The sequence below is a fragment of the Bifidobacterium sp. B4081 genome (assembly GCF_026537335.1).
Classification (GTDB): Bacteria; Actinomycetota; Actinomycetes; order Actinomycetales; family Bifidobacteriaceae; genus Bombiscardovia.
In genome coordinates this window covers 130,105-154,187 of record NZ_JAFNMM010000003.1, presented here as the reverse complement: position 1 = coordinate 154,187, position 24,083 = coordinate 130,105, and the positions used below count along the sequence as shown (strand labels likewise).

Below are 24,083 nucleotides of genomic sequence, written 5' to 3'. Positions count from 1 at the left end.
CGTATGCTTCTGCTGAAACTTGCGGTGCGTTCCGTGGCTATTGACGTGGTGTCGTGGCTGGCGTTGATCATTACTTCTGCGATGCTGGCGGTGGTGGTCACTCTAGACATTGGATTGGTAGTTGCCGGCGCTGGCACATCTGGCGAAGCACAGCAGTCGTTCGTCGCGTTCGGATGCGTGGCGTTGGGATTCTGTGTTCTGGTGGGTCTGTTGTCGCTGATGATGGTGATTCGCGTATGTCTAGGATTGCAGCGTCGTTCTGTGGCGCTGTGGCAGTTGGCGGGCGTTCTGCCCCGGACGGTGTTCGTGGTGCTTCTTGGCGAGGTGCTTCTGGTGGGTCTACTGTCCTCCCTGCTGGGTGCGCTGGTGGCGGGACTGGCATGGTTTCCGTTCGCGCGTCTTATTTCTTCCAGCGGGCTGCCCTCGGACGGCGCGCTGGCTCGGCCTCTTACTCCACTTGCTCTGTGGATCGGCACCGGATCCACAGGCGTGATCTGCGTTCTGGGTGGGCTGCTTTCGGCCAGGAGAATCGCGCGCGGCGATGTCCTTGAGGCAGTGCGCGGCGGCGGTCAGACATCGCGAAGCGGATTTTCTTTGCCAAGGCGCATCTCAAGAACCGTGCTGTCAGCTGTCATTATCGCGGGCACCGCGGCGCTCTACATGGCGATAGGCCATGAGCGGCCGCTTGCCTCGAAGCGGGCCGTGGGAGATTTCATGACCGTGTACGCAGGTATGGGCATGCTTGTGTGCCTGGTAGTCGCATGCTGCGCCAACCCTCTGATACGAGGGCTGCTCGCGCTCATCGGCCTGGGCTCCGATCGACTCGGAACTCCGTGGTTTCTGGCGGTGAGGGAAGCATCCTCGCACCCTGACCTGACCCGCGGGCTGATAATGCCCATCGGGCTGGCCGGCGGCGCGGTCGGTGTGATGATGGCGTGGATAGGCAAGCTGGGCTCAGTCCTTTCTGGATCCGGCGAGACCGTGTCTGCGCCCCCGGGACAGATGGCGTTGCTGTTCGGCGGTGCTGTCGTCGTCGGATGCGTCGCCGCCTCGTCGGTCGTGTTCGCCACCATGCGCAGCAGAGAAAGGGATGCCGCGATCCTGATCGCCGGCGGCGGCACGAATGGACTGGTCTGGATGAAAGCCGCGTGCGAGACCGTGATCTATCTGGCCCTTTCGCTCGTCGTCGCCTACACAATCGTGTGGGCCAACGAGCTGGCCATGGATCAAGCACTCACCTCGGGGCCGATACCATCCGCACCATTCACTCTGCCAGGCTGGCATGCCGCAGGAATCGTGGTTTTCGGCATGCTCGTCGTTGCCATGATGCTTGCCGTCACCACTGCAGGAATAACCCACAGACAGATAATCCGTGTAGTTCTCAACGAAAGGTAGATCATGACATCACCATTGCTTGCAGCCTCGGGAATCCGCAAGACCTACCACACGAGAAAAGACCGTGTCGAAGTGCTACGTGGCATCAACCTGAGCGTGGATCCCGGCGAGTTCGTGGCCATCGTCGGCAGGTCCGGTTCGGGCAAGTCTACGCTGCTTTATTGCCTGTGTGGGCTGCTCAAGCCAGATTCCGGGTCCATCAGCATATGCGGACAGCACGTCATGGGACAATCCAACGCGCAGCTCGCACGGCTACGACGCGATCACGTCGGCTTCGTGTTCCAGGATCTCAACCTGATCAGCGCGCTCAACGTCGCTGACAATGTGCGTCTTCCTGCCAAGATGGCCGGCATCCATGCCTCTAATGGGCAAGTCGATGCAATCCTGCATCAGGTGGGACTAGACGGGATGGGACATGAACGGACGGACAATCTGTCGGGAGGGCAGCGTCAGCGCGTCGCCATCGCAAGGGCGCTGCTACGCCGTCCCGATATCCTATTCGCAGACGAGCCAACAGGATCGCTTGATCCTTCGACCGCACGATCGGTCATGCATCTCATGCGGCAGACCGTCACACCCGGCAGCGCCCTGATCATGGTCACCCATGACCTAGAGATCGCCGTGACCGCTGACCGGGTCGTCGTGCTTTCCAACGGCATCAGCAATGATGTCCTGACTCATCCCACCGTCGAACAACTTTTCGAACTCACCCAAGAGGAGAACGACTGACCGGCGTGTGAACAGTGTGCATCAAAATACTCACACTTAATGGATTGGATAATGCATTATGACGCCTCGGGCGATTTCGTGTCCGCAGCGTCATCCTATGGTATCGACGGGCCCATGCATCCGCCTGCGTCTTTGGCGCGATGGCCTCGGCATCATGCATCAGATTCCAGGCGTCGTCGAGCTGGCGTTTTTTGAAATTGATCTTCAATTTAGCTCCTTTACTAGAGAATATTTGCAGGGCAGCCGGGAAGATCGTTTCTGTGCATGTTGTTTTTGAAAGACGTTTCGTCGGGTGTTCGAGGCATCTTGTTCGATGGTGGAAAGACGTATAGTCGGATGCGTTTTTGTTGACGCTTTCGTTTTTTTGGTTTTGTTGATTTGTGGTACGTCCGTTTTCTTCTTCCTGTCGAAGATCGGCTGGGCCATGCTCTCCGAATGCTGGATGGCCTGCCTCGCCCTCGTGCTGGTCATCGCAAGTCTGGTTGGGTGTTGTGGTTGGGGTGGGTTCGGGTGATGCGGTGCGGGATGCGTTTGCGTTTGTTCCCGTCCTGTTGTTGTTGTGGGGTGTTCCTGGATGCTGTGGCGGGTGTAAGCGCCTTGTCTTGGTTGGGGTGTTGTTGGGGGGGGGGTGTTTGTTTTCTTGCGGGGTTGATGCGGGTTGGGGATACTGGGCGGGGGTCTTTGGCGCAGGGGGTTGAAGGGTGCCGGCTTGTGGTGGGGCTTGTGGTCGTGTCCGGGTTGTTCGTTGCCTGCGGGGGTGCCGGCCATCCGGGTAGACTCGGCCGTGACGGCATGGATGGAAGGGGTCGGCATGGCTGAGCGTGATGACGTGGATCGGCGGGACGGGGACGGCAGGGCCCGCATGGAGCTGGCGGCGTGGAGGCTGGTGGCGCAACGGGCGTCGGGCCTGAGCGTCGAGGAGTTGCAGGGGCGGGTGGACGCCGTCCTGGCCGACGAGCCCGAGAGCCTCAACGGCTGACCTGTCCCGCCTGTCTCCGGCCGCTCTTCGGGGCGGTTTTTTTATGCCTGTGGGTTGATATGCCGCCTAACCTCCCCATTGGGGGTGTATAGTGTGACAGTCCCCTATACAGGAGCGTCCATGGTTTCTCCGCGACCTGCGCCGTCACCCCTTCCCGGGCCGGGCATCCCCGCCGCAGCTCCCCCCAGGCAGTGCTGCGCCACGCATCCCCGGGCGATGGCCATTCCCCTCCGGACCCACGCTAGGAGGAGGGGGGCGTCCGCCCTCCCTCACACGAAACCGAAGGAGTGCATCATGGCCATCAGACCAGACATCCCGGAAAGAGCGTGGCACAGACCCGCCCCGACCGCCAACGAAGGACGGGAAGGGGGTGCCGGCCATGCCCTTCCGCTACCACTGCACGAATCCTGACACCGGCAAATACGAGTACCTGTGGGTCGACGAGGTATCGCACATCATGATCCACGGCGACGACGCGAGCCGTGAATCCATGCGGGACGCCGCACAGAACTTCTCCATCGAGATCATGCATTTCCAACTCATGGCCATCCTCGCCGACGGCCTCAACTACGGCTACCGGATCCTCCGCGACACGGAGGTCGACCCGCGCATCCTCGACTACCTGAAGATGAGCCCCAAGGTGCGCTACCGCGACACCTCCTACAGGATCCTGTACAACCACATCGTCAAACCCGACGGCACACGCCAGCAGCGGGTATAGCCGAACAGCCTCCCGGCCCCGCCCGTCAGGGTATCCTGGAAAAAGAGGAATGACAAACACCCCGCAACCTAGCGGGGCCGGGGAGGACACCATGGAAGCAGAGGGCCTGCTGCCACACAGCAAGGCGGCATTCGCAGCAGCACGCGAAACCGTCGGCATCTCCCAGGCCATGCTCGCCACCCTCCTGCACATCAACCCCAAAACCGTCAAAAGCTGGGAATCACCCGACATACCAGCCATGCCCTCCGCCAAAGCCTGGAACCTGATAACCAGCCTCATGACCCAGATCAACAGCTTCACCAGCCTCGCGCTCGCCGAAGCCGCATACGGACCCGTCGAACTGCTCATGGTGCGCGCCATCCGCAAGGACACGCAGGTCCAGATCGTCAACGCCCGCATCAGATCTGCAATGACCGCCCTGATCCACGCCGGAAGCCCCCCAAGCATCGACTACATCCCCATGCCCGAAGACACCACCCGCCTCGGCCTGGACATGACCGGCTTCATCCGCAGACCCCCACACCGCCACGACAAAACCCACTATCAATGAACCCACCACCCCGGATACCCAGACCCGACAACAGCACGCACCTGAAAAACCGCCGCCGATCGGCACAGCAGCCCCTGACGACCCACCCGGAAACGCGCCCGGACAACACCATCCGACAAAGACACCACCCACCCGAAAGCCCCACAGACGCGGCCACCCCGCGCCACAACTGAAAACCACCGCCCCCAAAACGGGACCGGACCCGCCACAAGAAAAAAAGAACCACCCATGCCACAATAGATACCACCCACACAAAAAGGGGCAGCACGATCCACCAGAACAACACCGACACAACCAGCAAAACCAAACAAACCCGTACCACCTCCAACCAAGGAATAGCCGCGCTCGCAGAGAGCGGGCAACGGGACAGGATGCTGGACCGCCTGGCCGGGTTCCGGCCGTATTCGGCCCCCAACGTCCTGCTGATGCTCGCCCAGGCGCCCAAGGCGACGCGGGTCGCCGGCTGCCGCAAATGGCGGGAGATGGCCTGCTGTCCGTTGCCGAGCGTCTTCGGCATCTCCCGGACGGACCCTATCGAGGGGTTCGACCACCCCCCTGACGACGGAGCCGAAGATCGAGGGGATGTCGTCCCGATGACCCATCGTCCGCTGCCCCCCCCCCCCCCCCGTGGATAGGGGCACGTCTGGCTGTCGACGTGGAGGGCCGGGCGGCCCGGCTAAAAGTGTAATGCAAAAGTGTAATGCAAAAGTGGCATACTATGGATATGAGCAGGAAAGACAAGGGACCGGCGTTCAGCGCCACGGATCGGCGCCACTTCAAGGAGCTCGACCTGGACGAGGACAAGGCCCGGAGAATGGTGACGGACGCGGACGACGACCAGAGCATCCTATGGTCGGCCATCACCGACCCGCGCGACACAGCCGTGCCGCCCATGCGCCACTGGCGCCCGGTCCTGTTCCTGGTCTGCCACCTGCCGCCCGACGCCCTGAACCACCCTCTGGCGGAGGTCCTGCTGTGGCCGGACGAATACGGCCATCCCGAGGTCTTCCACCTGTACCGGCTCACCGACATCTGGCAGCGCTACTGGCTCGACCACGACCCGCAGGCCCCGGCCAAAATGAGACGCTGGGGCCGCCTGAACGGATAGGAGAGACACATGACCAAGGACAGGGAATACGAACAATACAAGGACTACATGGCCCACCCCGAGCGGGACTTCCAAAGCCCGCCGCTTGCAGCCTGGACGGGGGAGGACGCGCACAGGCTGGGCCGCATGCTGGCCGACCCGGACACGGACTGGGACAGCATGGTCTCCACCATCCAAGGCCGCCCGTCCATGGACCAAAGGCAGGAAGGACGGGCCGCAACCCGTCAACGCTCCATCCGGCTGCCCCGGGCCATGGACGAATACGTGGGAGCGGCCGTGCGCAGGGAAGGCCTGAAGAACGCCAGCGAGTACGTCAGACTGCTGATAAGCCGTGACGCCGCCCAGCACCAACACAAGAAAATCGCCGCATGACTGAAAAGACAGGGAAACCCGAAACGGACCAGACTGCAACCGACAGGGAACCGACATAGTGAAACCAGACCCGAAGCGCCCTGACACCCAAAGGCAAACACGGCGCTGACAAATACCTCACCGTCTTCGCCGACCTGATTCTGTGCGTACTCACCATCCGCTTCATCCTCGCCGTGGCCACGTTCGTCCGCATGGCCCTGACCATGCATCTACGCCAGAACCTCGCCGCGGCCCCGGTCCTGCTGATCCTGATGGGACTCTTCGAGCTCGGCACGCTCCTAGTGGGCATACCACAGACCGACACAAAAACCACCACGGTATCCGCCACCCACATCATCTACATCGAAACACTCATCTTCGCCCTGACGACACGACTGGGCCGCCCGGATCCCACACCATCGACAGCCCTCACATGCCTCACACTCCTCGGCATAGTCGAGGCGCTCGCCATGGCCGTGTTTTGTTGTGACGTCATCCGTGATCGGTTTGATGCCCGGCAGAACCGTTGGTGGCTTCGGACCGTCATCTACCCCATCATCGGCATCGTCTTCATCGTCGCCTATTGGGTCATGCCGGACCTGGCGGACCAGTCAGGCACGCTCGTCTACTCGCTCGCCATCACGATCGTGGTCGTCAACTATTTGATGCAGCTGGTGAACGAGCGCCTAAACCCGCGCGAAGGGCCGTCCGTGTAGCTGCCACACTTTTATGTGTGCTCAGTTAAAGGTTCCCTGATAGAAGGAGAGCTCATAGGGGGATTTCCTCATTTGCTGCTGTCCCCAGCCAAGGTGCTTCACTGCAGCTCTGGCGATTAAGGTCTTTCTCTGATGTTGGTCCATTGGTGGATGTCGATGTAGGTGGGTTTCATGTGTTGTTTCCGCGATGTCGTGGTAGTTGTTGTTGGTTGTTGGTGGTCCATTGGTATCCGTAGGCGGTGTGTTGTTGGCCTCTGAGTGTGGTGAGGATGCCGTGTTTGATGGTGGTGGTGCTGGTTCCTGGGCGGTGGCGTCTTTTGGGTGCCTGGTTGCGTGCGGCGAGTTGGGTGATGGCGGTTCGGGCGGTGCCGCTGAGGTTGCGGTAGCCGGATTCCCAGGATGAGGCGGTCTTGACGCTGCATCCGAGCAGCTGGCCGAACTCCTGTTGGGTGAGGCGGAGTCGTTTCCGGATGCTCCTGATGTCCTGTGGAGTGTAGGTGGGCATGTGCGCATCCTCCCTTCAGTCTGCAATGTAGCACTCTTCATGGGGTGGCGCGGTGGAGCCGGGGGAGGGGACCGTGGTGGCCGGACCCGGACCGCCTGGCCGGCGGGATCGGACCGCCTGGACGCGGTCCTGGTCGTACGGATCGGGGCCCGCGCGGATGCCGGCACACACACATGCACGGCCCTGTGCTCATGCTCATATGCATATGAAACCTTGTACAGATACACATATGAGCATATGAGCATATGAGCATATGAGAAGATGAGCAGATGATCATGCAAGCCCATGCCACAATGATACTACCCACACAAAAAAGGAGCGCTGATGGCCGCATTGGCCGAAGCCCAATTCCGGATCTTCGCGAGCTCGCCGGCGGGGACGGGTCCTGTGCAGCGCGGGCGGACACACCGTGGAGCGCATGGAGAGGGCCGGGCTCATCCGCCGGCAGCCTCACCGCCCCCGAGACGCGCGCCGTCCTCCTGGAACGGGCCTGCCCCGAGCGCGCCCGGCGCCGCCTCATCCTCGACCGCGCCCGGTCCGTCGCCCTGCCCGCCGCAAGCAGCTTCACCCCTTCACCAGGGAGGGGCTCGCCCGCCTCGCCGGCACCCCCCGGCCGGGGGCGCGGGCTCCACGACCTGGGCTCCGGCCGGTCCGGACGCTGACCCGTGCGGGGACGCCCCTTCCCGGCCTGGGCCCCGGCGCCTTCGTCCGGATCCTCGGGTGCGCGGACCCCCCAGGCCGCCACCGTCCGGCGCGGAGCCCACCCGCCGGATCCCGCCAGACCCGGCCATCCTGCCCAGCCTCTCGAACCAAGCACGCCCCCCCCCCCCCAACTCCCCCTAATTCGACCGCCATGCCCCAAGACGCCCCGCTGCGCACCGGCCACGACCAACGGGCGCCACAAACACGCCCCATCAGCCCGGCTGCACGCCGCCCCCGCCACCGTCATCCACCCGCCGGGTCCGCTCCGCCCAATACTTCCACGCATACCCGTAGGCCGACCTGCGCTTCCCCCGACACGCATCACTGACATTGGCATGCGACGCCCTGGGAGCACCATGCCCCCTCAGCCAGCGCACCGCATCCTCCACGCTCCTGTACCTCGCCAGAATCTCATGGTTCTCCGGATCAACCCGCACCACATCATGATTGGCATACGCCGACCGCATCCTGCCCCCCACCCGGACCGGCCGGCCACCGTCCCCGCCCCGCCACGCAGCACGAGCCCGCCGGTTCGACATCCCCCGATACTCGAAGAACGGCGACTCCGCCCGGGGATCATCCCCCACGAACAACAGCCGCTCGGACCCCACCCGCAGCACACGGGCAGCCAGAACCGCCTCAGCCAACGGCACACGACGACGAATATGGTTCTCCGCACGGGTCACCGCATCCCTGCTGGTGACCACGCCGCCCGCCAGATCATTCACAGCCGCGGCAAGCTCCGCCGCCGTGAGCCCGCGCTCGCGGCGCAGTCTCTTCAGACGGGTCCCGTAGTCGGTGTGTTCGCTCATGTCGCCTCCGTCGATGGTCCCTTCCGTGGCGCGCCCGGCCTTCCCCGGACGTCCGGCCGAGCCCCCTGCAGGCGGCTTTGGATCGGCCGGCGTCGCGCATTTGCTCGACGCCTCCCATTATGTGTGGGTGGTATCATTGTAGCATTTTCCCCGGCCGCCGAGGATCAGTCCCCCGCCCCCTTCAGGCGGCCGGGGGGATGCCATGCACCCCCGCCGCCGCGGCCGTGCGCGGGCGGAGACTGTCGGCGCCCCGCAGGATCCCCCCGTCTTCAATCATGGGGACGTTCAGGGTCCGGGCGCGCCAGTCCCTGAGGAGATGCAAGGGCCCTTTCCGCACCGGCCTTCCGCATCCGTCGAGGAGCACGGCCCAGGCGGTGATGCCCGTCAGCCCTGCCTCCCCCGTGGCCGGGGCGCATTCGTAGGCGTACTGGAAGTCACGGCATCCGATCGTCCTGCCGGTCTCCGGGTCCGTCAGGTCCCCCCCCCCCCCCCCCAGCCGGTCGCAGGTGGCGTCGTATCAGTTCCATAGCCCTCCCCTCGTCAATGGCTCCAGCGCACACCCCCATTGGGGAGGTTTCCAGTGATTTCAATGCTCCAAGAGGCATCATCGACAGCAGAAGGGCAGTCCGGGTCGATTGGCTCGGGCTGCCGGAGGGGGAGTGGTCGGCCACGGCGGCCGTCCCCAGGAGGCGGGGGAATGAGATGACGGCGGCCCCGCCGACTAAATGGCGAGCGCCGCAGGAGGCGGCACGGGGATGTCCGAGCGAGTCCCGGCCGCTGCATAACCAACCCATGGACAGATGGGAATATGCTGATATCATCATATGTTCATATGTACATCTGAAGATATGACTGATGGCCGAGATGAAAACATGACCATATGACCATATGTATGCCTTGCCTGCGCGAGCCGACGTCGGCATCGGCCATGCAGCAGCGGTGACGGCGCACCGGCCCCGCCGGAGGTTCGGCCGGGGCGGGGGAGGGCTGGTCAGTCCCGATGCGGGCGGTCGCGGAGCCTGATGATGGGGGAGGGGTGGTCTGCGTCCGTTGGGGTGACAGTGAAGAGCATATGGCCGGTCCGCGAACGGGGCGAGCGCGTGATGATGCCAGCGACCCTGCCCGGGCTGGTGCCGCTGGGCAGGGGCGGCCTGTCGTTGCGTGAGAGGAAGTCCGCGTAGATCTCCATGAGTCTGTCGGCGTCCTCGGGTCCCAGGGTGAGGCGGCTGATCGTGGGATGGGTGCTCATCCAGTCCCTGGCCACCTCCGGCAGCGTCCTGCCGCCCGTCTGGGGGTCATGGCGTGTGCCGGGGTCGACGGGTGCAGGCGGGTCCGTGGGGTCGGTCATTGTCCCTCGTCCAGGTACTTTTCGAGGGCGTCGGCCACGAGGTCGCTCATGGTGGAGTCGCGTTCGACGGCCGCGGTCTTCAGGCGGCGGATCATGCCTCTGCGCATCATGATAGTGGTCTGCACCTTGGGCTCCTTGCGGGTTTCGCCGTCCATGAGCGCTTCGTTGATGTTCTTCTTCTTGCCGCCTGTCATGAGTTTCTGCATGGGGGCTCCTTATTCCTTGATGTTGGGTAGTTCGAGCAGCTCTGAGGTGAATTCGATGAATCCGGAGTCCGTGGGCACTTGGTTGCCTCCGTTGCTGGCGCTGTGGACCGATTCGCGTTGGGGGATGAGGGTGCCGAACCGGGCCAGGTGCCTGCTTCCGATCAGGTTGATGGCCTGGCGGGTGCTCTTCTGTCGGGGGTTGGCGAAGTTGAGCAGGATGGCCCTGGGGGAGGCGAAGGAGTCGACGGCAGCCAGGGTACGTTCGGTGTCCAGGGATCCGGGCTTGGCGACGATCATGATGATGTCGGAGACCCGGTCGATGGCCTCGCTCATGGCGTTGCGGATATCCTGGGGCGTGTCGACAAGGAGGAAGTCGCAGTCGCGTGCGTCCTCCGGGTCGGTGATGTTCCTGGCGATGGCGGTCCTGACCGGGAAGGGGAGAGGGGTGCCGGCTTCCTCGGCGCGGCTGTTCCAGTCGTAGGCGCTGCCCCAGGGGTCCAGGTCCTTGACAATGACCCGGTAGCCTCGCCTGCTCATCGCCAGGGCGGTCATGATGGTGGCCGTGGTCTTGCCGACGCCCCCTTCACGTTCGCGAATGTGATGACCTTCATGTCAGCCTCCGATCGGTTGCGGTCGTGCGCATGCGCGCATGCCTGCATGTTCCAGCGTCCATATGCTCACATGCCTCCGTATCCATACGTTCATATGACAGTATAGACATATGATTAAACACATGTGGCCTTTTAATGCCGACGGGCCGCCGCATCATGGGTCGGCATACCGGGGAGGGACGCCTTGCGGATCCTGATGGATACAGGATGACGCCACCCTTCACAGTGTGAGGGCCGGTGATCAACGGCATCAGTCCGTCCGGCCCGTGCCCGGAGCCAGACGCTGGAGCCGGGCCGCCCAGGCCTTTGCTTCTCACTGGCAGCTTCATTTATGTCTCTTCGGATATGTGAAGGGGACGGCTGTTTTATGGTTGGCCCTAAGTAACGTCGGCGGGATGGGAGGCCTGCAAGCAACCGGTTCCGCAGGCACATTCTTTATATTCCATTAGCCAATACCACACGAACCATCCGGGTTACAACCATGCCCGCCAGTTGTATTTCCTTTTAGTCTGTCTCTCCAGTTTGAGCCGCCGCCTTGCGGTGCTGCTGGCGCAGCAGCTGCAGGCGCGGGTGCTGCGGGGGCTGCTGGCGCGGAGCTGCCGCCATGGTTGTATGAGGGCCGGCGGGAGGGCATGTAGCCTTGCCGTCCCCGACTAGTAGAGGGGCCGGACGCTGCTGGGCGGGCGTCGAACGCCGGGCTGGCTGCCGGGCGGCAGGAGCCGCCGCCTGGGCTGGCGGGGCGGCTTGGTTTTTCTGTTGGATGGACGTGTTCACCTGGTCGATGGCCGATTGCAGGGCTGCGGCCGCGTCCTGGTAGGTTTCCGTCTTGTTGTCTTTGATGCTGCCGGCTTGGCTGATGGCCTGCTGCAGGCTGTCGCGGACGGCGTTGTCCGCGACTCTCCCGTCGGAGTCGCTTAAAAGCTTTGAAGCCTCGTCCTTCTTCGCGTTCAAGGCCGTCTTCGCGTCCTCCAGGCTTTTCGCATCCCGGGAGGCCAGCACCGCCTTGCCGGCCCTGTCCAGGCTGTGGTAGACGTCGTCGCTCCTTTTCGCCTTGCCGGCCATGGCCTGCAGGTCGCCTGCGGGCATGGACGCTTTACATAGGACGGCTTGCGGTTCGATATCCTCTGCGCTGCTCAGGGACTGTTGCATGTCGTCCACCGTTTTCGGGTCCTTCACCTGGTCCTTCCGGATACCGGCCGTTTTACGATACCTGTTCAAGGTGGCCTGGGCCGACTTGACGCTGGACTGCATGGTCTCGACTGATTGCGCGCAGTCCGCCAAGGCGGATTCATGCTGACGGGACTCGTACACCTTCCAACCGGCCAAACCGGCTGCGGCCAGCACGGCCACCACGCCGGCTGACACCACAGGCGCCAACCAATTCGGGCGGGGTTTTTGTTTCCTGTCTGGCGGATTCTGGGACTCGAACATCGCAGGGTCATTCACTTCCTCGACACCGGATTCCTGATCCTGGTTAGTCTTGCTCATAAGTCCCTTTCTTCCGTAGCTCATTTGGAATGTCACACACTTGGCCCACAAGGCGGGAAGGAGCAAAGCTGTGGATTACTGTTCGTCGCTCTGGATCAGCAGGCCAAAAAGGTGGGATAGCTTCATTGTCCTGTGCAGCTTCTCGGTCGACTGATACGTGTACCCGTGCCTTTCATGCCCGGACTTGACATTCCGCACCGTAAACCCGAGCTCCCTGGTTTTCCGACCCGCATGGTCTCTATATGTTCCTCCTTGACCAGAGGGAACTGATAGTATCCCTCCAACGTTTTCCAGTCTATGCATATCCCCGTCGATCCCCAGCCTGCGTCCATTTTCCTCTACCTGAACCTGTCGACGGTTGTAGAGAAGGTTTATGCTGATCAGCAAGCCAACACTTCAATATAGTGGCGGCAGAACGAGATCTATTCGTTTGTCGAATCATGGTCAATATAACAGCGATTCGACGAAGGATGCATTATTCTCCCATTAATAGGCAAGAACTGACGGAATATCGAATACAACGATGTGAGAGCAGCGGAGGAATTGATCCGGGGGGGGGGTGCTTGGTGCAAGGCGGGTCGGAAGCGTCGTTCTGCTCATCGTGTGGATCTGGCGAATTATCTCGTACTGCGGTCTTTGATGTTTTCGCTGGCGGTGAAGGGTAAGTCGGAAATGTGCTGTTCCTTGTCTTGTCCATGCAGCCAACCAACTGGGCTCCACTTCGGCAGCGTTGATAAACGATCTGGTGATGAGGACCATAAACAGCACTGGCGCGTTTTAAAGTCCACGGAATCCGGGCGGAACCACGGAACTTCGCTGTTTCTTTATGCCTGAGCCACCAGAGTGCTCCGAATCGGGGTCGATGACTTCACCTTCAACATGCGTGCGCCTTGATCGAAGAAGCACCCTGGGGAAGGTCTTAGACGGACTGGACCATACCTTCCATGAGATCGCCCTTAAACATTGTCGGCATATCGTGCCAAAACACCGGATCCAGTTGGTCGGAAATCTCTTATACGCCCACCTGCCCGTTTCGAAGGCATCGCTGACCGGCCAAATAGAACACCTCAAGAAAGAACGGGACATTCCGGATTGGACAATACCCAAGTTCGAACAGCCCCAAGCTGCGTGAAGCTAGGTGGCGACCCGTACCCGGGCCGCCCGGCCGCGTACGAATGTATGCTGCAGCACACCTTCAAGAGGCAATCCGCGCCCTTGAAAATGCTTGCCAATATGCGTATGGGACTTGACCGAACAGCTCTTGTGCGCAGTTGATGCCTGTCGGAGCCAGGCTCAGCAGGCGTGGCAGGATGCATGCTTAGATAAGGTACCGTCGAGTGAGTTTGGGATGCATCATCTGAATTGCCAGATATGGATTAACCCAATGCGGAAGTTCATGCTGATGGCAAGTGATCTTCACAGGCATGGCAGAATGGCATCATACTATGGGCAAGACTGCAGGCTGTTCTACTAGCAAACCCCCCTCCCTAAGCTGCAGCTTAGGGAGGGGGCACGATCCGATAAGGAGATCATCATGGCAAACGCCGCCGCTCAGGAACCCGATGCTGCGCAGGATCAGAAATACGACCCCTACATAGTTAAGGCGGCATGCTGGCTTGAAGACCACCATGCCGATAAGAATACGGAGATGTTAACGCTCGCTTACTGGGCCAAGGACCACGCAGACGGCTCGCACTGGGCAGCCGTGGCCCAGGACGGAAGCATAGTGGGTGAAGCCGATCCGGTCAGAGACCACTCCGGCAATATCGTTGGCTACTGCACAACCCCAGAGACCTCAGAACGCTACCACCTGGACCTTAATACGGCCGCCGACCTGGCCATTGGCGAGATACAGAGGGCTGTGGGCATGAATGTCGCCTGGGCGCACAGCGACGACCTGAGCGGCCCAGCCGTGCCGATCGAGATGGATCGGTTCGAACGGTACATGGACAGGTGGAAGCAAAGCCTAGAACAACAACCGACCCCGCATGAGTGCGGTAGAGCCAGGCGCGAAATGCAGGGGCTCGCTGCGCCGGTAGAGCTTCCGCCCCACACCCTGTCAACTTGGTTCAGGTCGATCATCGGACTGCTGCGTAAGTTCAGGGGCAAACAGCGCCCCTGAAAACGCTTGTCTACATCTACTCTATATAGGTCGATTCTTGTTCTGTCTGTATCCTAACCATGATACGAGAATGGTGCCGCCGCCAGCGAACGGTGACTGGTCGCCGACCTGCGCTATGCCCGGAGTAACAGGTCGGAGTCGACCGGCCCAGGCCCTTGTCTCTCCTGGTGATTCCATTGATGTTTCCCTTCCGCTACTGCGGAGGGAATGGCCGTTACGGTCGCCCATAAGTAACGCCGGCGGGATGGGAACCGTCCAAAGCAACCAGTCCCGCCGGCAAATTCTCTACATTCGGTTAGCCGATACCACACGAACCATCCGGATTACAACCATGACCTCCGGTAGTGTTTGAGTGACTCCATTCCTCAAAGCTTTGGCCACCTCCTCCTTGTGGTGCTGCTGGTGCGGGAGCCGGTGCGGCCGGGGCTGGCGCGGAGCCTCCTCCGCCGCCATGGTTGTATGAGGGCTGGCGGGAGGGTGTGTAGCCTTGTCGCCCCGGGCTGTTGGAGGGCGCCGAACGTTGCTGGGCGGCCGACGCCGGCGCCGACTGGGCGGCGGCCTGTGCTTGCTGTTGGGCGGCCTGGTCGGCTTGGCTCTTCTGTTGGATGGAGGCGTTCACCTGGTCCATGGCCGACTGGAGAGCAGAGGCCGCGTCCTGGTAGGCTTTCGCCTTATCGGACTTGACTCCGCCGGCCTGGCTGATGGCCTGCTGCAGGCTGTCGCGGACGGCGTTGTCAGCCACCTTCCCGTCACTGTCGCCAAGCAGCCTGGCCGCCTCGTCCTTCTTCCCGTTCAAGGCCGTTTTCGCATCATCCAGGCTCTTCGCATCACGGGAAGCGATCACGGCGCGGGCCGACTTGTCCAGGCTCTGATACCGTTCGTCGAGCTTCTTCACCTTATCCGTGGCGGCTTGCAAGCCGCTTTTGGACATGGACGCCTCGCATCTGATGATCTGCGGTTTGACGCCCTCCATGCCCCTGACGGTCTTCCGCAAGGCGTCCACGGTCTTCGCATCCTTGACCTGGTCCGCCTTCACCGCCACAGCCCGGCGGTAGTCGGAGGAGGGCCCCGTGACCCGCCTCTCCGAAGCCTGCAAGGTGCGCACCTGCCGCGAGCATGACGCCAAGGCCCGCTCATGGCTCCTGTTTGAGGACACCCTCCAGGCAATCAGACCCGCCACAGCCACAACGGCCACCACCACAGCAGCGATCACCGGAACCAGCCACCTGGGACGCGGCCCCTTTGCCGGCCCCGGACCGCCTTCAGGCTCAATAGCCGGAGGCAGGCCATCCTGAGCCGGCCCCGGACCGTCCTCCTGCACAGGCCGGCCTTCAGGCTCACCGGCATCAGCCAAGATCCTCGTCTCCTCGCCATCGGGCTCCTCGTCCATGATTCCTCTCTCCTCAGTCGCTCATACAAGCATTGCACGGTTCTTCCCCAAGATGGGGGACAGCCACGGATTACCTTCCACCGCCCTCCCCGCACCCTCCCTGATCCAAAGGCTGAACCAACGGAAAGCCCCAAACCGCCCTCCAAGGCCATGCCCGAAGCCAGACGCCGGAGCCGGCCGACCCGGATCCGTAACTCTCCTGGTAACTTCATTATGTTTCCCTTCCGATATCATGAAGGGGACGGCCTCAATGGTCGCCCACAAATAACGCCAGCGGGATAGGAGACCTTCCAAGCAACCGGTCTCGCTGGCAAATTCTTAATCAATCAGCCGATACCACACGCACCACCTTTCTGGCATTGGCTCGGTCGGCTGTGTTGTTGCACCCAGCTATTCCAATCGAATCCGCCACTTCCTCCGCCTTGCGGCCCTTGTGGTGCTGCTGGTACGGGTGCGGCCGGCGCGGGTGCTGGTGCGGATCCGCCACCGCCACGGTTGTATGAAGGCGTGTAACCGCCACCCGAATAGGAGGGTGCAGCCTGTTGGGCCTGCGCGTGTTGCGTCGGCTGTTGGGCGGCCTGGTCGGCTTGGCTCTTCTGTTGGATGGAGGCGTTCACCTGGTCCATGGCCGACTGCAGGGCGCCGGCCGCGTCCTGGTAGGCTTTCGCCTTGTCGCCTTTGATGCCGCCGGCCTGGCTGATGGCCTGCTGCAGGCTGTCGCGGACGGCGTTGTCCGCCACTTTCCCGTCGGAATCGCCCAGGAGTTTTGATGCCTCGTCCTTCTTCGCGTTCAAGGCCGTCTTCGCATCCTCAAGGCTTTTCGCGTCACGGGAGGCCAGCACCGCCTTCGACGCCTTGTCCAGGCTGCGGTAGACGCCGTCGATCCTCTTCGCCTTGCCGGCCATGGCTTGCAGGTCGTCTGTGGGCATGGACGCCTCGCATCTGAAGGCCTGGGCCTGGGTGTGCTTGGCCTTCCCGACGGCCTTGGCCATATCCGTCACGGTCTCCGCGTCCTTGACCTGATCCTCTTTCACCGCCGCGGCCTGAAGGTAGCTGGAGGAGGCCGCCTCGGCCCGCTGCTCCGACCCCTTCACAGCGCGCACCTGCCGGGAGCACTGCGCCAAAGCCCGGTCGTGGCTCCTGTTCGAGGACACCCTCCAAACAGCCAGGCCCGCCACAGCCAGCACCGCGACGACCACCACGACGATCACCGGCACCAGCCACTTCGGGCGAGGCTTCCCTGCCGGGCCCGAACCGCCTCCAGGCTCCTGACCATCCACCGGCTCTATGGCCGGAGGCAGGCCATCCCCGCCTGGCTCCGGATCACCCACCTGCGGAGGCTGGCCGCCGGATCCGCCGGCATCGGCCAGGGTCCTAGTCTCCCCGCCATCGGGTGTGTGTTCCTCGTCCATGATCCCTCTTTCTTTTGGAGTATTGCATGCTTCTTTCTCAAAGTAGAGGGGGAGTGGATTCATGGATGCTTTCTAACACATTTCATGTTCCCCTTCCTTCTTGTGGAGTCGGTCTGCTTCAATCGGGGAAAAGCAAGGGATGCGCCTAAAGCCTTGCATGCAGTTCGGCATGGAGGTGCACCGCTCCGGTCCGTGTCCGTATCAGATTTTTCCAAAGCTCCCGCGTTAAAGAGAGGATGATTTTGAGCATTGCTGTTTCGGCTGTCACTTGTGACAGCCACGAAATCGGCTTTAGTTTGTGAACTGCCTTTTTTGCAGGTTAAAACAGTAGTGAAATCAATCCGGGGGGGGGGATGTTTGGTGCAAGGCGGGTCGGAAGCGTGTTCTGCTCAGCGTGCTGATCTGGCGAATTATCTCGTACTGCGGTCTTTGATGTTTCATTGGCGGTGAAGGGCAAGTCGGAATGTGCTGTTCCTGGTATTGTCCATGTGGCCAACTACCCCGGCACCGCTTCGGCAGCTCTTCCGGATGACTCGGTGTTGAAGACCATAAGCAAAATGGGCGCACTCCAAGGTTCGCAGAATCAAGTCGGAACCACGGAACCCAAGTATTTCCTCATACCCGAACCGACACAGTGCTACGGATGCGATTCGAACATTTCCATTTTGATGGTCAGCTTTAGTTTTCCCTCCGCCTCAAACGGTCTGTTGCGTTGCTACTTTATTATTAGGAATTCTGTTCGTAGTTGAGATATTTGATTTATCCGTCCATGTCATTTGTTTGCCTTGGATAAGGGTTTATCCAGGGGAGGGGAAGCCATGGGATGCGCGCGTTCCCAGGGTTTTCTCGATAGGTACGCTTTTGGGTGCCCTCCCCGAATTATTGACTCTTTTATAATCTTGCGGTTCTCTCTTTCATGTCTTGTTCCGTTGAAGCGATGAGCATGAAAGGTGAGCTATGACCCGTTCTCGCAGTAAGTGGGGGAGTGTTTTTCCAAAGAAGGACAGGAACGGGCGCGTCACCGCCTGGCTTGCCAGGTACCCTAATCCACTTGACCACGGCAGGAGGGTCGGCAGGCAGTTTGGGCCGGAATACCGTACGGAAGCGCATGCTTGGCTGGAGCAAGAGCATTACCTGGTCGTCCTGCACAAGAAGGGGATACGTGACTGGCAGCACCCCAGGGAAAGGAACACCAAACCAGCGGAGGACAAGGGGATCCTGTTCGAGGATTACCTGCGGGAGTGGTTGAGCCATCGGAAAAGGAACGGTAATTCCGACCTGCGGGGCTCAACGAAGAGGAACCTGAAAGCTGACATCTCCCACTTCCTGCCGTACTTCAAAGGCAAGCCAGTCGCGGGGATCACGACCGCCGAAGTGCGCGCCTGGTATGAGGCCGACCATCCCGAGGGTCCCTGGGCGTTCTACGGGGCGTGCCAGGTGCTGCATTCGGTCCTGCAGGAGGCCTCGAACCCTACCTACGGCCCTCCGCTGCTGGACAGTAACCCGTTCGTCCTTCCGTTCAGGGAGCCGGCGCCTTCCAAGCGACGTGAGCAGGAACCGATCACCCGGGAGCAGGCCGGCAGACTGGCCCGGGCCATGCCTGCGCGCACCAGGCTGAGCATCTGGCTGGGGCTCCTGGTGGGCGGATTGAGGACAGGGGAGGTGTGCGCCCTGCAGATCCGGGACATCGACCTGGACCACAGACTTCTACATGTGCGGCATTCGGTCTGCAGAGGGCCGGACGACGTCGGCCCCTGCAGGCTCGGCTCGACGAAGACCCTCCCCAGCATGAGGATCGTGCCCATCCCCTCAGGGCTCATTCAGGCCATCTGCGACCATATTGACCGGTACTGCGTCGACGAGCCGGAGGCTATGCTCTTTCCCGCCGTCAGGTCAACCAGCGGGGTCATGTCGCCGACCACGCTGGGCCAGCAGTCCCGGAAGGCCCGCGTCAAGGCAGGCAGACCGGACATCACCTTCCACTCGCTGCGCGCCACGCATGCGACCATGCTCATGATCGAGGGCGGCACCCTGAGGGAGGCCATGGACGAACTGGGCCACACGTCAGAGAAGATCGCCGTCAGACATTACCAACGCATCGTACCCAAACACCGGATCCAAGTGGTCGAAAACCTCTCATATGCTTACCTGCCCGTATCGGATACATCCTTGACCAGCCAGATAGAACAACTCAGGGAGCAGCGGGACAGGCTGGACCAGAAAATACTGGAACTCGAGCAGATCCAAACAATGCAGCGCGAGGAGGCAATCAAAACGCGGGGCCGCCTGCCCCGCACCCTGGCGACCTGAATCAGGTCGATCATTTGCTGCCGCACGTCTTCAGGGGCAAATCACGCCCCTGAAGACGCTTGCCAATATGCATCGGATTAGACAGTGTAATTCGTGTGCATAGTTGGTGCCTGCCGTGGTCAGGCACAGATAGTGCTGCAGGCTATGTGCTCGGATTTGCTGCCGTCGCGAAAGTTTGTGATGCAATCAGATGAAGATCGTCTATATTCGGGAGTTTATGTTGATCGCAGGTAATCACTAACGCATGTCCTTCTCTAAGTGGATCTAATTGCCGCCAGCAAATTCGCAAGTTGCCAGACAATTAATGAGCAAACAGATGAACGTAGACTGGTTCACTTAGTGAATCGGTCTGCTTTGTTAGTATATGTATGTTCACCAGATTGGAATAGCGTAATTCTTTCTGCCGGTGATTTCAAAAAGGACATGCTGAAAATGGGAAAAGCTAAGCGGTTACCTGATGAAGAAGTTGCATTTAATTACTTTAAAGCAGTGTTTAAAGAGGATAATCAGGATTGCACAGGGCGAGAAGAGGACCAAGCTTTTTGAATCGTTTTCTGCTCATTTGGTGCTTAAGGGATTTTCATTACCATATACTGCTGTTGAAGACGGAATCGTCGGAGGTGGTGAGGATGGGGGTATTGATTCTCTGTTTGCATTGCTCAATGGACAATTACTACCCAATGGTTCCCTCGACGAAAAAGATATCCATTTTCTGCCTAAGCGGACGCCTCTTGATTTATACTTTATTCAATCAAAGAATAGCTTCTCTTGGAGAGCTGACGTTTGGCCGAAAATGGGTTCTGCGTTGAAGTTTTTGCTTAGTGATCTCTCGCAGAGCTCTAATTTGCATAAGCTGGAAAAGAGCGGATTGAGCGATCGCATAAAAAGGTTCGCAATCAATTTGAATGAGACACGGCGTGCCTTATATAGCGTTATGTCTTTAATGCGAGTTCATTGTATTTATGTCTCATTTGGATCACGTGGCAAGCTTTCGGAACTAGCCCTCTCAAGAGGAGACGTATTAAAAAATGCAGTTAAGAAGTTACTGCCAACAGATTCTAAGGTCGAAGTGGACTATTGGGATTGTATACAAATTGTCCGAGCTGGATCACAATCTGCTAATCACAAGGTTAAGTTACATATATACGACCAAGCTATAATCGAAAATGATCTAAAGGAAAATGGGGATGGGAAGAAACCCAAAAACTTTGTTGCTTTGGTTACGCTAGAGAACTATTTGAATTTCATTCAGAAAAAGGGCGGTAACGGAATCGATGATGATATGTTCGAAGAGAATGTGAGGGGTTATGCAGGTCATGCGGTTGATGTTAATAAAGCAATTCAGAAAACGCTGACAAGGGACAGCGATACACATTTTTGGTGGTTGAATAACGAAATCACTATTTTGGCAGATGAAACTTATGACAATACCAATACAGAGTGGGTTATAGAAAATCCTCTGATAGCTAATGGGTTGCAAACCTCTTATACCCTCTACGATGCGTTTGCTGAAAAACGATAACCGCAAAACGACTCCAAGAATATTTATTAGTGCGAGTAATAACCAGCAAAGACGAGGGGATAAGACAAGATATCATAACAGGCACAAACAACCAGAACTCGATTCGAAAGCTGCAGCTTCATGCAAATGATGAGTTACAAATAAGAATCGAAAACTATTTGTCGGGTTATGATTGATACTACGAGCGTCGAAGGTACCAATATAAGAATAGTCACAAGCCTCAACGTAGGATAAGGAATTTAACTGAGCTAAGTCAAGCAGTGATGGCTTACAAGCTTCTTGAACCTGATCAGGCAAGGGCTCGTCCTACGACTTTCCTTAATAAAAGTGGGGGTAAAGGATGGGATTTGGTTTTCCCTGTGAATGTAGATATCACCTTGTACTTAAAAGCCCTGCAAGTGCAGGATAAGGTGGATGCTTTCTTGAAAACACCTGAAGCGCTGAATATATCATCTGATTCAACAAACGCTCGATTCTATTTGAATTCGTATTATTCCTTGCAGAGCTCAAATGTAAAGAGTCCAGAAGACTTTAAGCAATTACCAGTTTCAGTCTTAAAAGATGAACCATCAGATAATGTCCTTAAGCAGCTGTTACAAAAATTTGTGAAGGTATCAAAGAATTTCGATTCTTCCACAATGAAGAACGATCAGCTGTATAAAAGTCAGGAATTTAAAGACGAACTATTCAAAGAGATACTGAATGGTTAACTTATTGATTTGCTATATAAGCGTCTTGTAAGTCGGATATGGGGGCTGAAGGAACAGCGGGCGCACAGCCTCCATATTTGTAACTTTAGTACCAGTTGTGGGAGAGCCAGAAGGTTTTGGCACCACAAGGGTTGTTGTACCGGCTCCAAATATACCCTACCCACGTGCTATCTGCCTAAATTGTGCCAGTTCGATCATTCTGACAAACAAACGAGACGGACGCATGCATAAGTGTCCACCTCGCTTGCATAATAGTTCGAGCAGAAAGGGGTTACGCGCGCATGAGTTTCAGCGCAATGCCGGTGCCCTGGTTCTGCATGTATGCCAGACGGATCAGTACCTCGGCCATGGGTTCGATATACCGGGAGCAGGTGATGTCGCCGACGTATTGGGCATCGAATCCGATGGAGCGAAGCAGGTCAACGACTGTGCCGGCGCTGGTTTCCTCGCCGGAGACGGGGACGAACATCTGACCCTTTTCGAAGGATCTCAGGTCATGGTTAGGGGCCAGTACAGCATTGAGCGCCTTGACGACCTTCGCCTTCGGCAGGGCCTTGGTAACCTGTTCGCCGGCGGAATCCTTGAAGCCGACGGTGAGGTTCGCGAAGTCGGGGGTGAGGGGGTTGGTCATGTCGATGACCGTCTTGCCGGTCAGGGCATCGACCCAGTTGTCCTGTAGGGACAGGGCAGCCTTCAGGGGGATGGCAAGGAAGACGAAGTCCGCTTGTCGAATGGCGGTGGCGCCGTTCTCCTTGCTGGTGGAGGTGTTAATTGACGTGACTGCGTGCCCTGCGTTACGGAGGGCCTTGCAGATACCAGTGCCGACGGCGCCAGATCCGAGAACTACCATGTTTGACATTATGTTTCCTATCTTTGTGGTTTTCGGTTTGCATTATTTATCATTTCTCGGTCTGATACCGGTGACAAGGGTCAAAGCACGAAGTGAACTATCGTAGATTACGATAGTTATTTGTCCGAGCAGAAGGAAGACAAGTGGAGTTTCGGCAGTTGGAGATTTTCCTTACGGCCGCCCGGGAAGAGAATTTCAGCAGGGCTGCCGAGGCGCTTTTCCTGCCGCAATCGGTGGTCAGCGAGCAGATCGGCAGGCTAGAACGCGAGTTGGGAGTGAAGCTTTTCGACAGGTCCCACCGGGCAGTGCGCCTTACTACCGAGGGAAGGACCACGGTCGATCTTGCCTCCACCGTCATGCGTGACGTGGGTAAGTTGCGCCGTGAGGTGGGTTCCGGGCGGGAAACCAAGGGCCTTGTCACCATATCGCTGGCCATCGGCAAGGGCATGACGGAACGTATCACCAAGGTCGCCAACGCCCTCCGTGCTGAAAAAGTGCAGCTGGAGATAATGGAAGCTAAGCCCGCTCAAAGGGTCTCCCTGGTGAAAAGCAGCCAAGTGAATGCGGCGATCCTGCGCGGTCGGAGGGCCGGGGCCATGGATGATTCCAAGCTAATCTGTGAGGATTACCTGGTGGCGGCCGTGAACAGGGCGCATGAGTCATTCGGCTCTTCCAGAATATCCCTAGAATCGCTGCGCCATACTCCCATGGCCCTGACTGCCCGCCAAAGGAACCCCATGTTGGTGGATTTGGTGGCGCAGGCATTCCAAGTTGATCCGAAACTCATCCCACGTGCCTTCGCCTTCAGTACGGTCGAGGCCGCCTTTGCACAGATCTCCATCTGCGACAAGCCTGCCTGGGTGCCGATCTACGAGGACTATGAGTCACAGCATGAATATCAGGGTATCTGGTCGGCGCCGATCGACCCGCCCCTGACGGTTCCTGTCTACCTGATTCCAGGTTCATTCCCCAGCGCGGCTCAGACCAACGCTATTCGTCTCCTGCTGAAGTTCTGCCGGCATTTCATGAAGAGGGATGCTTAATCTTGAGTTTGGTACAGAAGTATCATTGATTACATATCGGAGTCTTCAGGTGCTCTTGATAAGTAAGCAGGCATGCGATCTCGTCACCGCTCTTGGGATGGATGACAAAAAGCGAGGGACCGGACGGAGGCTTCACCTCCCGTTCTGGTGCCTCGCTTCGCATGGTTCAGAACTTGCTGATCGTATTCAGGGTTGGCCGTAGACGCTCCTGTATCGGTCGTTGAGCTTGGTGATGTCGTCGTGGTCGACGAGATGGGCGTGCCGTTTGTGGACAGGAGGACGATCCGGCCATGGCCTTCACGGGCTCCCAAAGAGCTCGATAACATGGCGAAGCGTCTCGCCGACAAGAAGGTCTGCCCAAGTCGGCCAGGCGCACAGCGTAACCACAGATACGATGTCCCTCCCCAAGTGGGGAGGGATTTTCATTTACCTTTCCCACCAGTCGAACACCAGATAACCAGACATCAACCCATCAACCTACCAGAGCAACAGTCACATCAGAG

General features: G+C 59.1%; 24 protein-coding genes. 14 read left to right on the top strand and 10 right to left on the bottom strand.

The annotated features are described in order from the left end of the window. The first annotated feature begins 3 nt into the window (after positions 1 to 3). Both J3T92_RS07305 and J3T92_RS07300 read left to right on the top strand, forming a co-directional pair. Positions 4 to 1,395 carry an FtsX-like permease family protein gene (locus J3T92_RS07305; protein WP_267400772.1) on the top strand — a complete coding sequence of 464 codons (1,392 nt, stop codon included), beginning with the start codon at positions 4 to 6 and terminating at the stop codon, positions 1,393 to 1,395. Between the two features lie 3 nt (positions 1,396 to 1,398). Next, positions 1,399 to 2,124, top strand: coding sequence for an ABC transporter ATP-binding protein (locus tag J3T92_RS07300; protein WP_267400771.1), 726 nt, complete (start codon positions 1,399 to 1,401; stop codon positions 2,122 to 2,124). On the opposite strand, the gene J3T92_RS07295 is transcribed toward J3T92_RS07300, so the two are convergent. Further along, complete coding sequence (locus J3T92_RS07295; protein ID WP_267400769.1) at positions 2,102 to 2,332, bottom strand: hypothetical protein; 231 nt, start codon at positions 2,330 to 2,332, stop codon at positions 2,102 to 2,104. The two genes, J3T92_RS07300 and J3T92_RS07295, sit on opposite strands and share 23 nt — an antisense overlap. Before the next feature lie 576 nt (positions 2,333 to 2,908). On the opposite strand from J3T92_RS07295, the gene J3T92_RS07290 reads away from it, so the two are divergent. The 6 genes from J3T92_RS07290 to J3T92_RS07265 all read left to right on the top strand — a co-directional run bounded on the left by J3T92_RS07290 (position 2,909) and on the right by J3T92_RS07265 (position 6,549). Then, the gene (locus J3T92_RS07290; protein WP_267400768.1) at positions 2,909 to 3,103 is read left to right on the top strand and encodes a hypothetical protein; all 195 of its coding nucleotides are present in this window, start codon (positions 2,909 to 2,911) and stop codon (positions 3,101 to 3,103) included. A 379-nt stretch (positions 3,104 to 3,482) separates the two neighbouring features. Then, positions 3,483 to 3,824: a hypothetical protein gene (locus J3T92_RS07285; protein WP_267400767.1), complete on the top strand. Its 342-nt coding sequence runs from the start codon at positions 3,483 to 3,485 to the stop codon at positions 3,822 to 3,824. A gap of 49 nt (positions 3,825 to 3,873) precedes the next feature. Then, complete coding sequence (locus J3T92_RS07280; protein WP_267400766.1) at positions 3,874 to 4,374, top strand: helix-turn-helix domain-containing protein; 501 nt, start codon at positions 3,874 to 3,876, stop codon at positions 4,372 to 4,374. A gap of 700 nt (positions 4,375 to 5,074) precedes the next feature. Beyond that, the gene (locus tag J3T92_RS07275; protein WP_267400765.1) at positions 5,075 to 5,482 is read left to right on the top strand and encodes a hypothetical protein; all 408 of its coding nucleotides are present in this window, start codon (positions 5,075 to 5,077) and stop codon (positions 5,480 to 5,482) included. Between the two features lie 9 nt (positions 5,483 to 5,491). After that, a complete protein-coding gene (locus tag J3T92_RS07270) occupies positions 5,492 to 5,854 on the top strand; it encodes a hypothetical protein (RefSeq protein ID WP_220236994.1) in 363 nt (120 codons plus the stop codon). Between the two features lie 173 nt (positions 5,855 to 6,027). Beyond that, positions 6,028 to 6,549, top strand: coding sequence for a hypothetical protein (locus J3T92_RS07265; protein WP_267400764.1), 522 nt, complete (start codon positions 6,028 to 6,030; stop codon positions 6,547 to 6,549). A 169-nt stretch (positions 6,550 to 6,718) separates the two neighbouring features. On the opposite strand, the gene J3T92_RS07260 is transcribed toward J3T92_RS07265, so the two are convergent. The 6 genes from J3T92_RS07260 to J3T92_RS07235 form a co-directional block, all read right to left on the bottom strand. Then, positions 6,719 to 7,054, bottom strand: a complete 336-nt coding sequence (locus tag J3T92_RS07260; RefSeq protein WP_267400763.1) for a helix-turn-helix domain-containing protein — start codon at positions 7,052 to 7,054, stop codon at positions 6,719 to 6,721. A gap of 914 nt (positions 7,055 to 7,968) precedes the next feature. After that, positions 7,969 to 8,568 (bottom strand): helix-turn-helix domain-containing protein, encoded by a 600-nt coding sequence (locus tag J3T92_RS07255; protein WP_267400762.1) that lies wholly within the window; start codon positions 8,566 to 8,568, stop codon positions 7,969 to 7,971. 991 nt (positions 8,569 to 9,559) lie between these two features. Then, a complete protein-coding gene (locus J3T92_RS07250; protein ID WP_267400761.1) occupies positions 9,560 to 9,916 on the bottom strand; it encodes a hypothetical protein in 357 nt (118 codons plus the stop codon). Continuing rightward, a complete protein-coding gene (locus J3T92_RS07245) occupies positions 9,913 to 10,122 on the bottom strand; it encodes a hypothetical protein (RefSeq protein ID WP_220236998.1) in 210 nt (69 codons plus the stop codon). Before J3T92_RS07245 ends, J3T92_RS07250 begins: the two co-directional genes overlap by 4 nt. Before the next feature lie 9 nt (positions 10,123 to 10,131). Next, positions 10,132 to 10,719, bottom strand: a complete 588-nt coding sequence (locus tag J3T92_RS07240; RefSeq protein WP_267400807.1) for a ParA family protein — start codon at positions 10,717 to 10,719, stop codon at positions 10,132 to 10,134. A gap of 518 nt (positions 10,720 to 11,237) precedes the next feature. Next, entirely contained in the window at positions 11,238 to 12,221 is a 984-nt protein-coding gene (locus tag J3T92_RS07235; protein ID WP_267400760.1) for a hypothetical protein, read from the bottom strand. A gap of 1,534 nt (positions 12,222 to 13,755) precedes the next feature. On the opposite strand from J3T92_RS07235, the gene J3T92_RS07230 reads away from it, so the two are divergent. Next, entirely contained in the window at positions 13,756 to 14,343 is a 588-nt protein-coding gene (locus tag J3T92_RS07230) for a hypothetical protein (protein ID WP_267400759.1), read from the top strand. Positions 14,344 to 14,638: 295 nt separating this feature from the next. Here the strand turns inward: J3T92_RS07230 and J3T92_RS07225 are convergent, their stop codons facing one another. Both J3T92_RS07225 and J3T92_RS07220 read right to left on the bottom strand, forming a co-directional pair. Further along, positions 14,639 to 15,733, bottom strand: coding sequence for a hypothetical protein (locus J3T92_RS07225; protein ID WP_267400758.1), 1,095 nt, complete (start codon positions 15,731 to 15,733; stop codon positions 14,639 to 14,641). Positions 15,734 to 16,059: 326 nt separating this feature from the next. After that, on the bottom strand, positions 16,060 to 17,145 hold the full coding sequence (locus tag J3T92_RS07220) for a hypothetical protein (RefSeq protein ID WP_267400757.1): 1,086 nt from the start codon (positions 17,143 to 17,145) through the stop codon (positions 16,060 to 16,062). Positions 17,146 to 18,102: 957 nt separating this feature from the next. Here J3T92_RS07220 and J3T92_RS07215 point away from each other — a divergent pair. From J3T92_RS07215 to J3T92_RS07205, 4 genes are all read left to right on the top strand, one after another. Continuing rightward, positions 18,103 to 19,455, top strand: a complete 1,353-nt coding sequence (locus J3T92_RS07215) for a tyrosine-type recombinase/integrase (protein ID WP_267400756.1) — start codon at positions 18,103 to 18,105, stop codon at positions 19,453 to 19,455. A gap of 457 nt (positions 19,456 to 19,912) precedes the next feature. Then, positions 19,913 to 20,977: an AIPR family protein gene (locus J3T92_RS07210; RefSeq protein ID WP_267400753.1), complete on the top strand. Its 1,065-nt coding sequence runs from the start codon at positions 19,913 to 19,915 to the stop codon at positions 20,975 to 20,977. Next, on the top strand, positions 20,974 to 21,153 hold the full coding sequence (locus J3T92_RS09540) for an AIPR family protein (RefSeq protein ID WP_416378868.1): 180 nt from the start codon (positions 20,974 to 20,976) through the stop codon (positions 21,151 to 21,153). The genes J3T92_RS07210 and J3T92_RS09540 overlap by 4 nt, the downstream gene beginning before the upstream one ends. An 87-nt stretch (positions 21,154 to 21,240) precedes the next feature. Next, positions 21,241 to 21,687 (top strand): hypothetical protein, encoded by a 447-nt coding sequence (locus J3T92_RS07205; RefSeq protein ID WP_267400752.1) that lies wholly within the window; start codon positions 21,241 to 21,243, stop codon positions 21,685 to 21,687. Positions 21,688 to 21,958: 271 nt separating this feature from the next. On the opposite strand, the gene J3T92_RS07200 is transcribed toward J3T92_RS07205, so the two are convergent. After that, positions 21,959 to 22,537, bottom strand: coding sequence for an NADPH-dependent F420 reductase (locus J3T92_RS07200; RefSeq protein WP_267400751.1), 579 nt, complete (start codon positions 22,535 to 22,537; stop codon positions 21,959 to 21,961). A 143-nt stretch (positions 22,538 to 22,680) separates the two neighbouring features. Between J3T92_RS07200 and J3T92_RS07195 the strand changes: the two genes are divergently transcribed. Beyond that, the gene (locus tag J3T92_RS07195; protein ID WP_267400750.1) at positions 22,681 to 23,580 is read left to right on the top strand and encodes a LysR family transcriptional regulator; all 900 of its coding nucleotides are present in this window, start codon (positions 22,681 to 22,683) and stop codon (positions 23,578 to 23,580) included. The last annotated feature ends 503 nt before the right edge of the window (positions 23,581 to 24,083 follow it).

What these genes read in the sequence shown, in the direction of transcription:
- J3T92_RS07210 (WP_267400753.1), top strand. Translation starts at nt 19,913, where the DNA reads ATGAAGAAGTTGCATTTAATTACTTTAAAGCAGTGTTTAAAGAGGATA.
- J3T92_RS07235 (WP_267400760.1), bottom strand. Translation starts at nt 12,221, where the DNA reads ATGAGCAAGACTAACCAGGATCAGGAATCCGGTGTCGAGGAAGTGAAT.
- J3T92_RS07260 (WP_267400763.1), bottom strand. Translation starts at nt 7,054, where the DNA reads ATGCCCACCTACACTCCACAGGACATCAGGAGCATCCGGAAACGACTC.
- J3T92_RS07205 (WP_267400752.1), top strand. Translation starts at nt 21,241, where the DNA reads ATGGCTTACAAGCTTCTTGAACCTGATCAGGCAAGGGCTCGTCCTACG.
- J3T92_RS07275 (WP_267400765.1), top strand. Translation starts at nt 5,075, where the DNA reads ATGCAAAAGTGGCATACTATGGATATGAGCAGGAAAGACAAGGGACCG.
- J3T92_RS07300 (WP_267400771.1), top strand. Translation starts at nt 1,399, where the DNA reads ATGACATCACCATTGCTTGCAGCCTCGGGAATCCGCAAGACCTACCAC.
- J3T92_RS07215 (WP_267400756.1), top strand. Translation starts at nt 18,103, where the DNA reads ATGACCCGTTCTCGCAGTAAGTGGGGGAGTGTTTTTCCAAAGAAGGAC.
- J3T92_RS07285 (WP_267400767.1), top strand. Translation starts at nt 3,483, where the DNA reads ATGCCCTTCCGCTACCACTGCACGAATCCTGACACCGGCAAATACGAG.
- J3T92_RS07220 (WP_267400757.1), bottom strand. Translation starts at nt 17,145, where the DNA reads ATGGACGAGGAACACACACCCGATGGCGGGGAGACTAGGACCCTGGCC.
- J3T92_RS07200 (WP_267400751.1), bottom strand. Translation starts at nt 22,537, where the DNA reads ATGGTAGTTCTCGGATCTGGCGCCGTCGGCACTGGTATCTGCAAGGCC.
- J3T92_RS07305 (WP_267400772.1), top strand. Translation starts at nt 4, where the DNA reads ATGCTTCTGCTGAAACTTGCGGTGCGTTCCGTGGCTATTGACGTGGTG.
- J3T92_RS07245 (WP_220236998.1), bottom strand. Translation starts at nt 10,122, where the DNA reads ATGCAGAAACTCATGACAGGCGGCAAGAAGAAGAACATCAACGAAGCG.
- J3T92_RS07225 (WP_267400758.1), bottom strand. Translation starts at nt 15,733, where the DNA reads ATGGACGAGGAGCCCGATGGCGAGGAGACGAGGATCTTGGCTGATGCC.
- J3T92_RS07270 (WP_220236994.1), top strand. Translation starts at nt 5,492, where the DNA reads ATGACCAAGGACAGGGAATACGAACAATACAAGGACTACATGGCCCAC.
- J3T92_RS07280 (WP_267400766.1), top strand. Translation starts at nt 3,874, where the DNA reads ATGACAAACACCCCGCAACCTAGCGGGGCCGGGGAGGACACCATGGAA.
- J3T92_RS07255 (WP_267400762.1), bottom strand. Translation starts at nt 8,568, where the DNA reads ATGAGCGAACACACCGACTACGGGACCCGTCTGAAGAGACTGCGCCGC.
- J3T92_RS07230 (WP_267400759.1), top strand. Translation starts at nt 13,756, where the DNA reads ATGGCAAACGCCGCCGCTCAGGAACCCGATGCTGCGCAGGATCAGAAA.
- J3T92_RS07250 (WP_267400761.1), bottom strand. Translation starts at nt 9,916, where the DNA reads ATGACCGACCCCACGGACCCGCCTGCACCCGTCGACCCCGGCACACGC.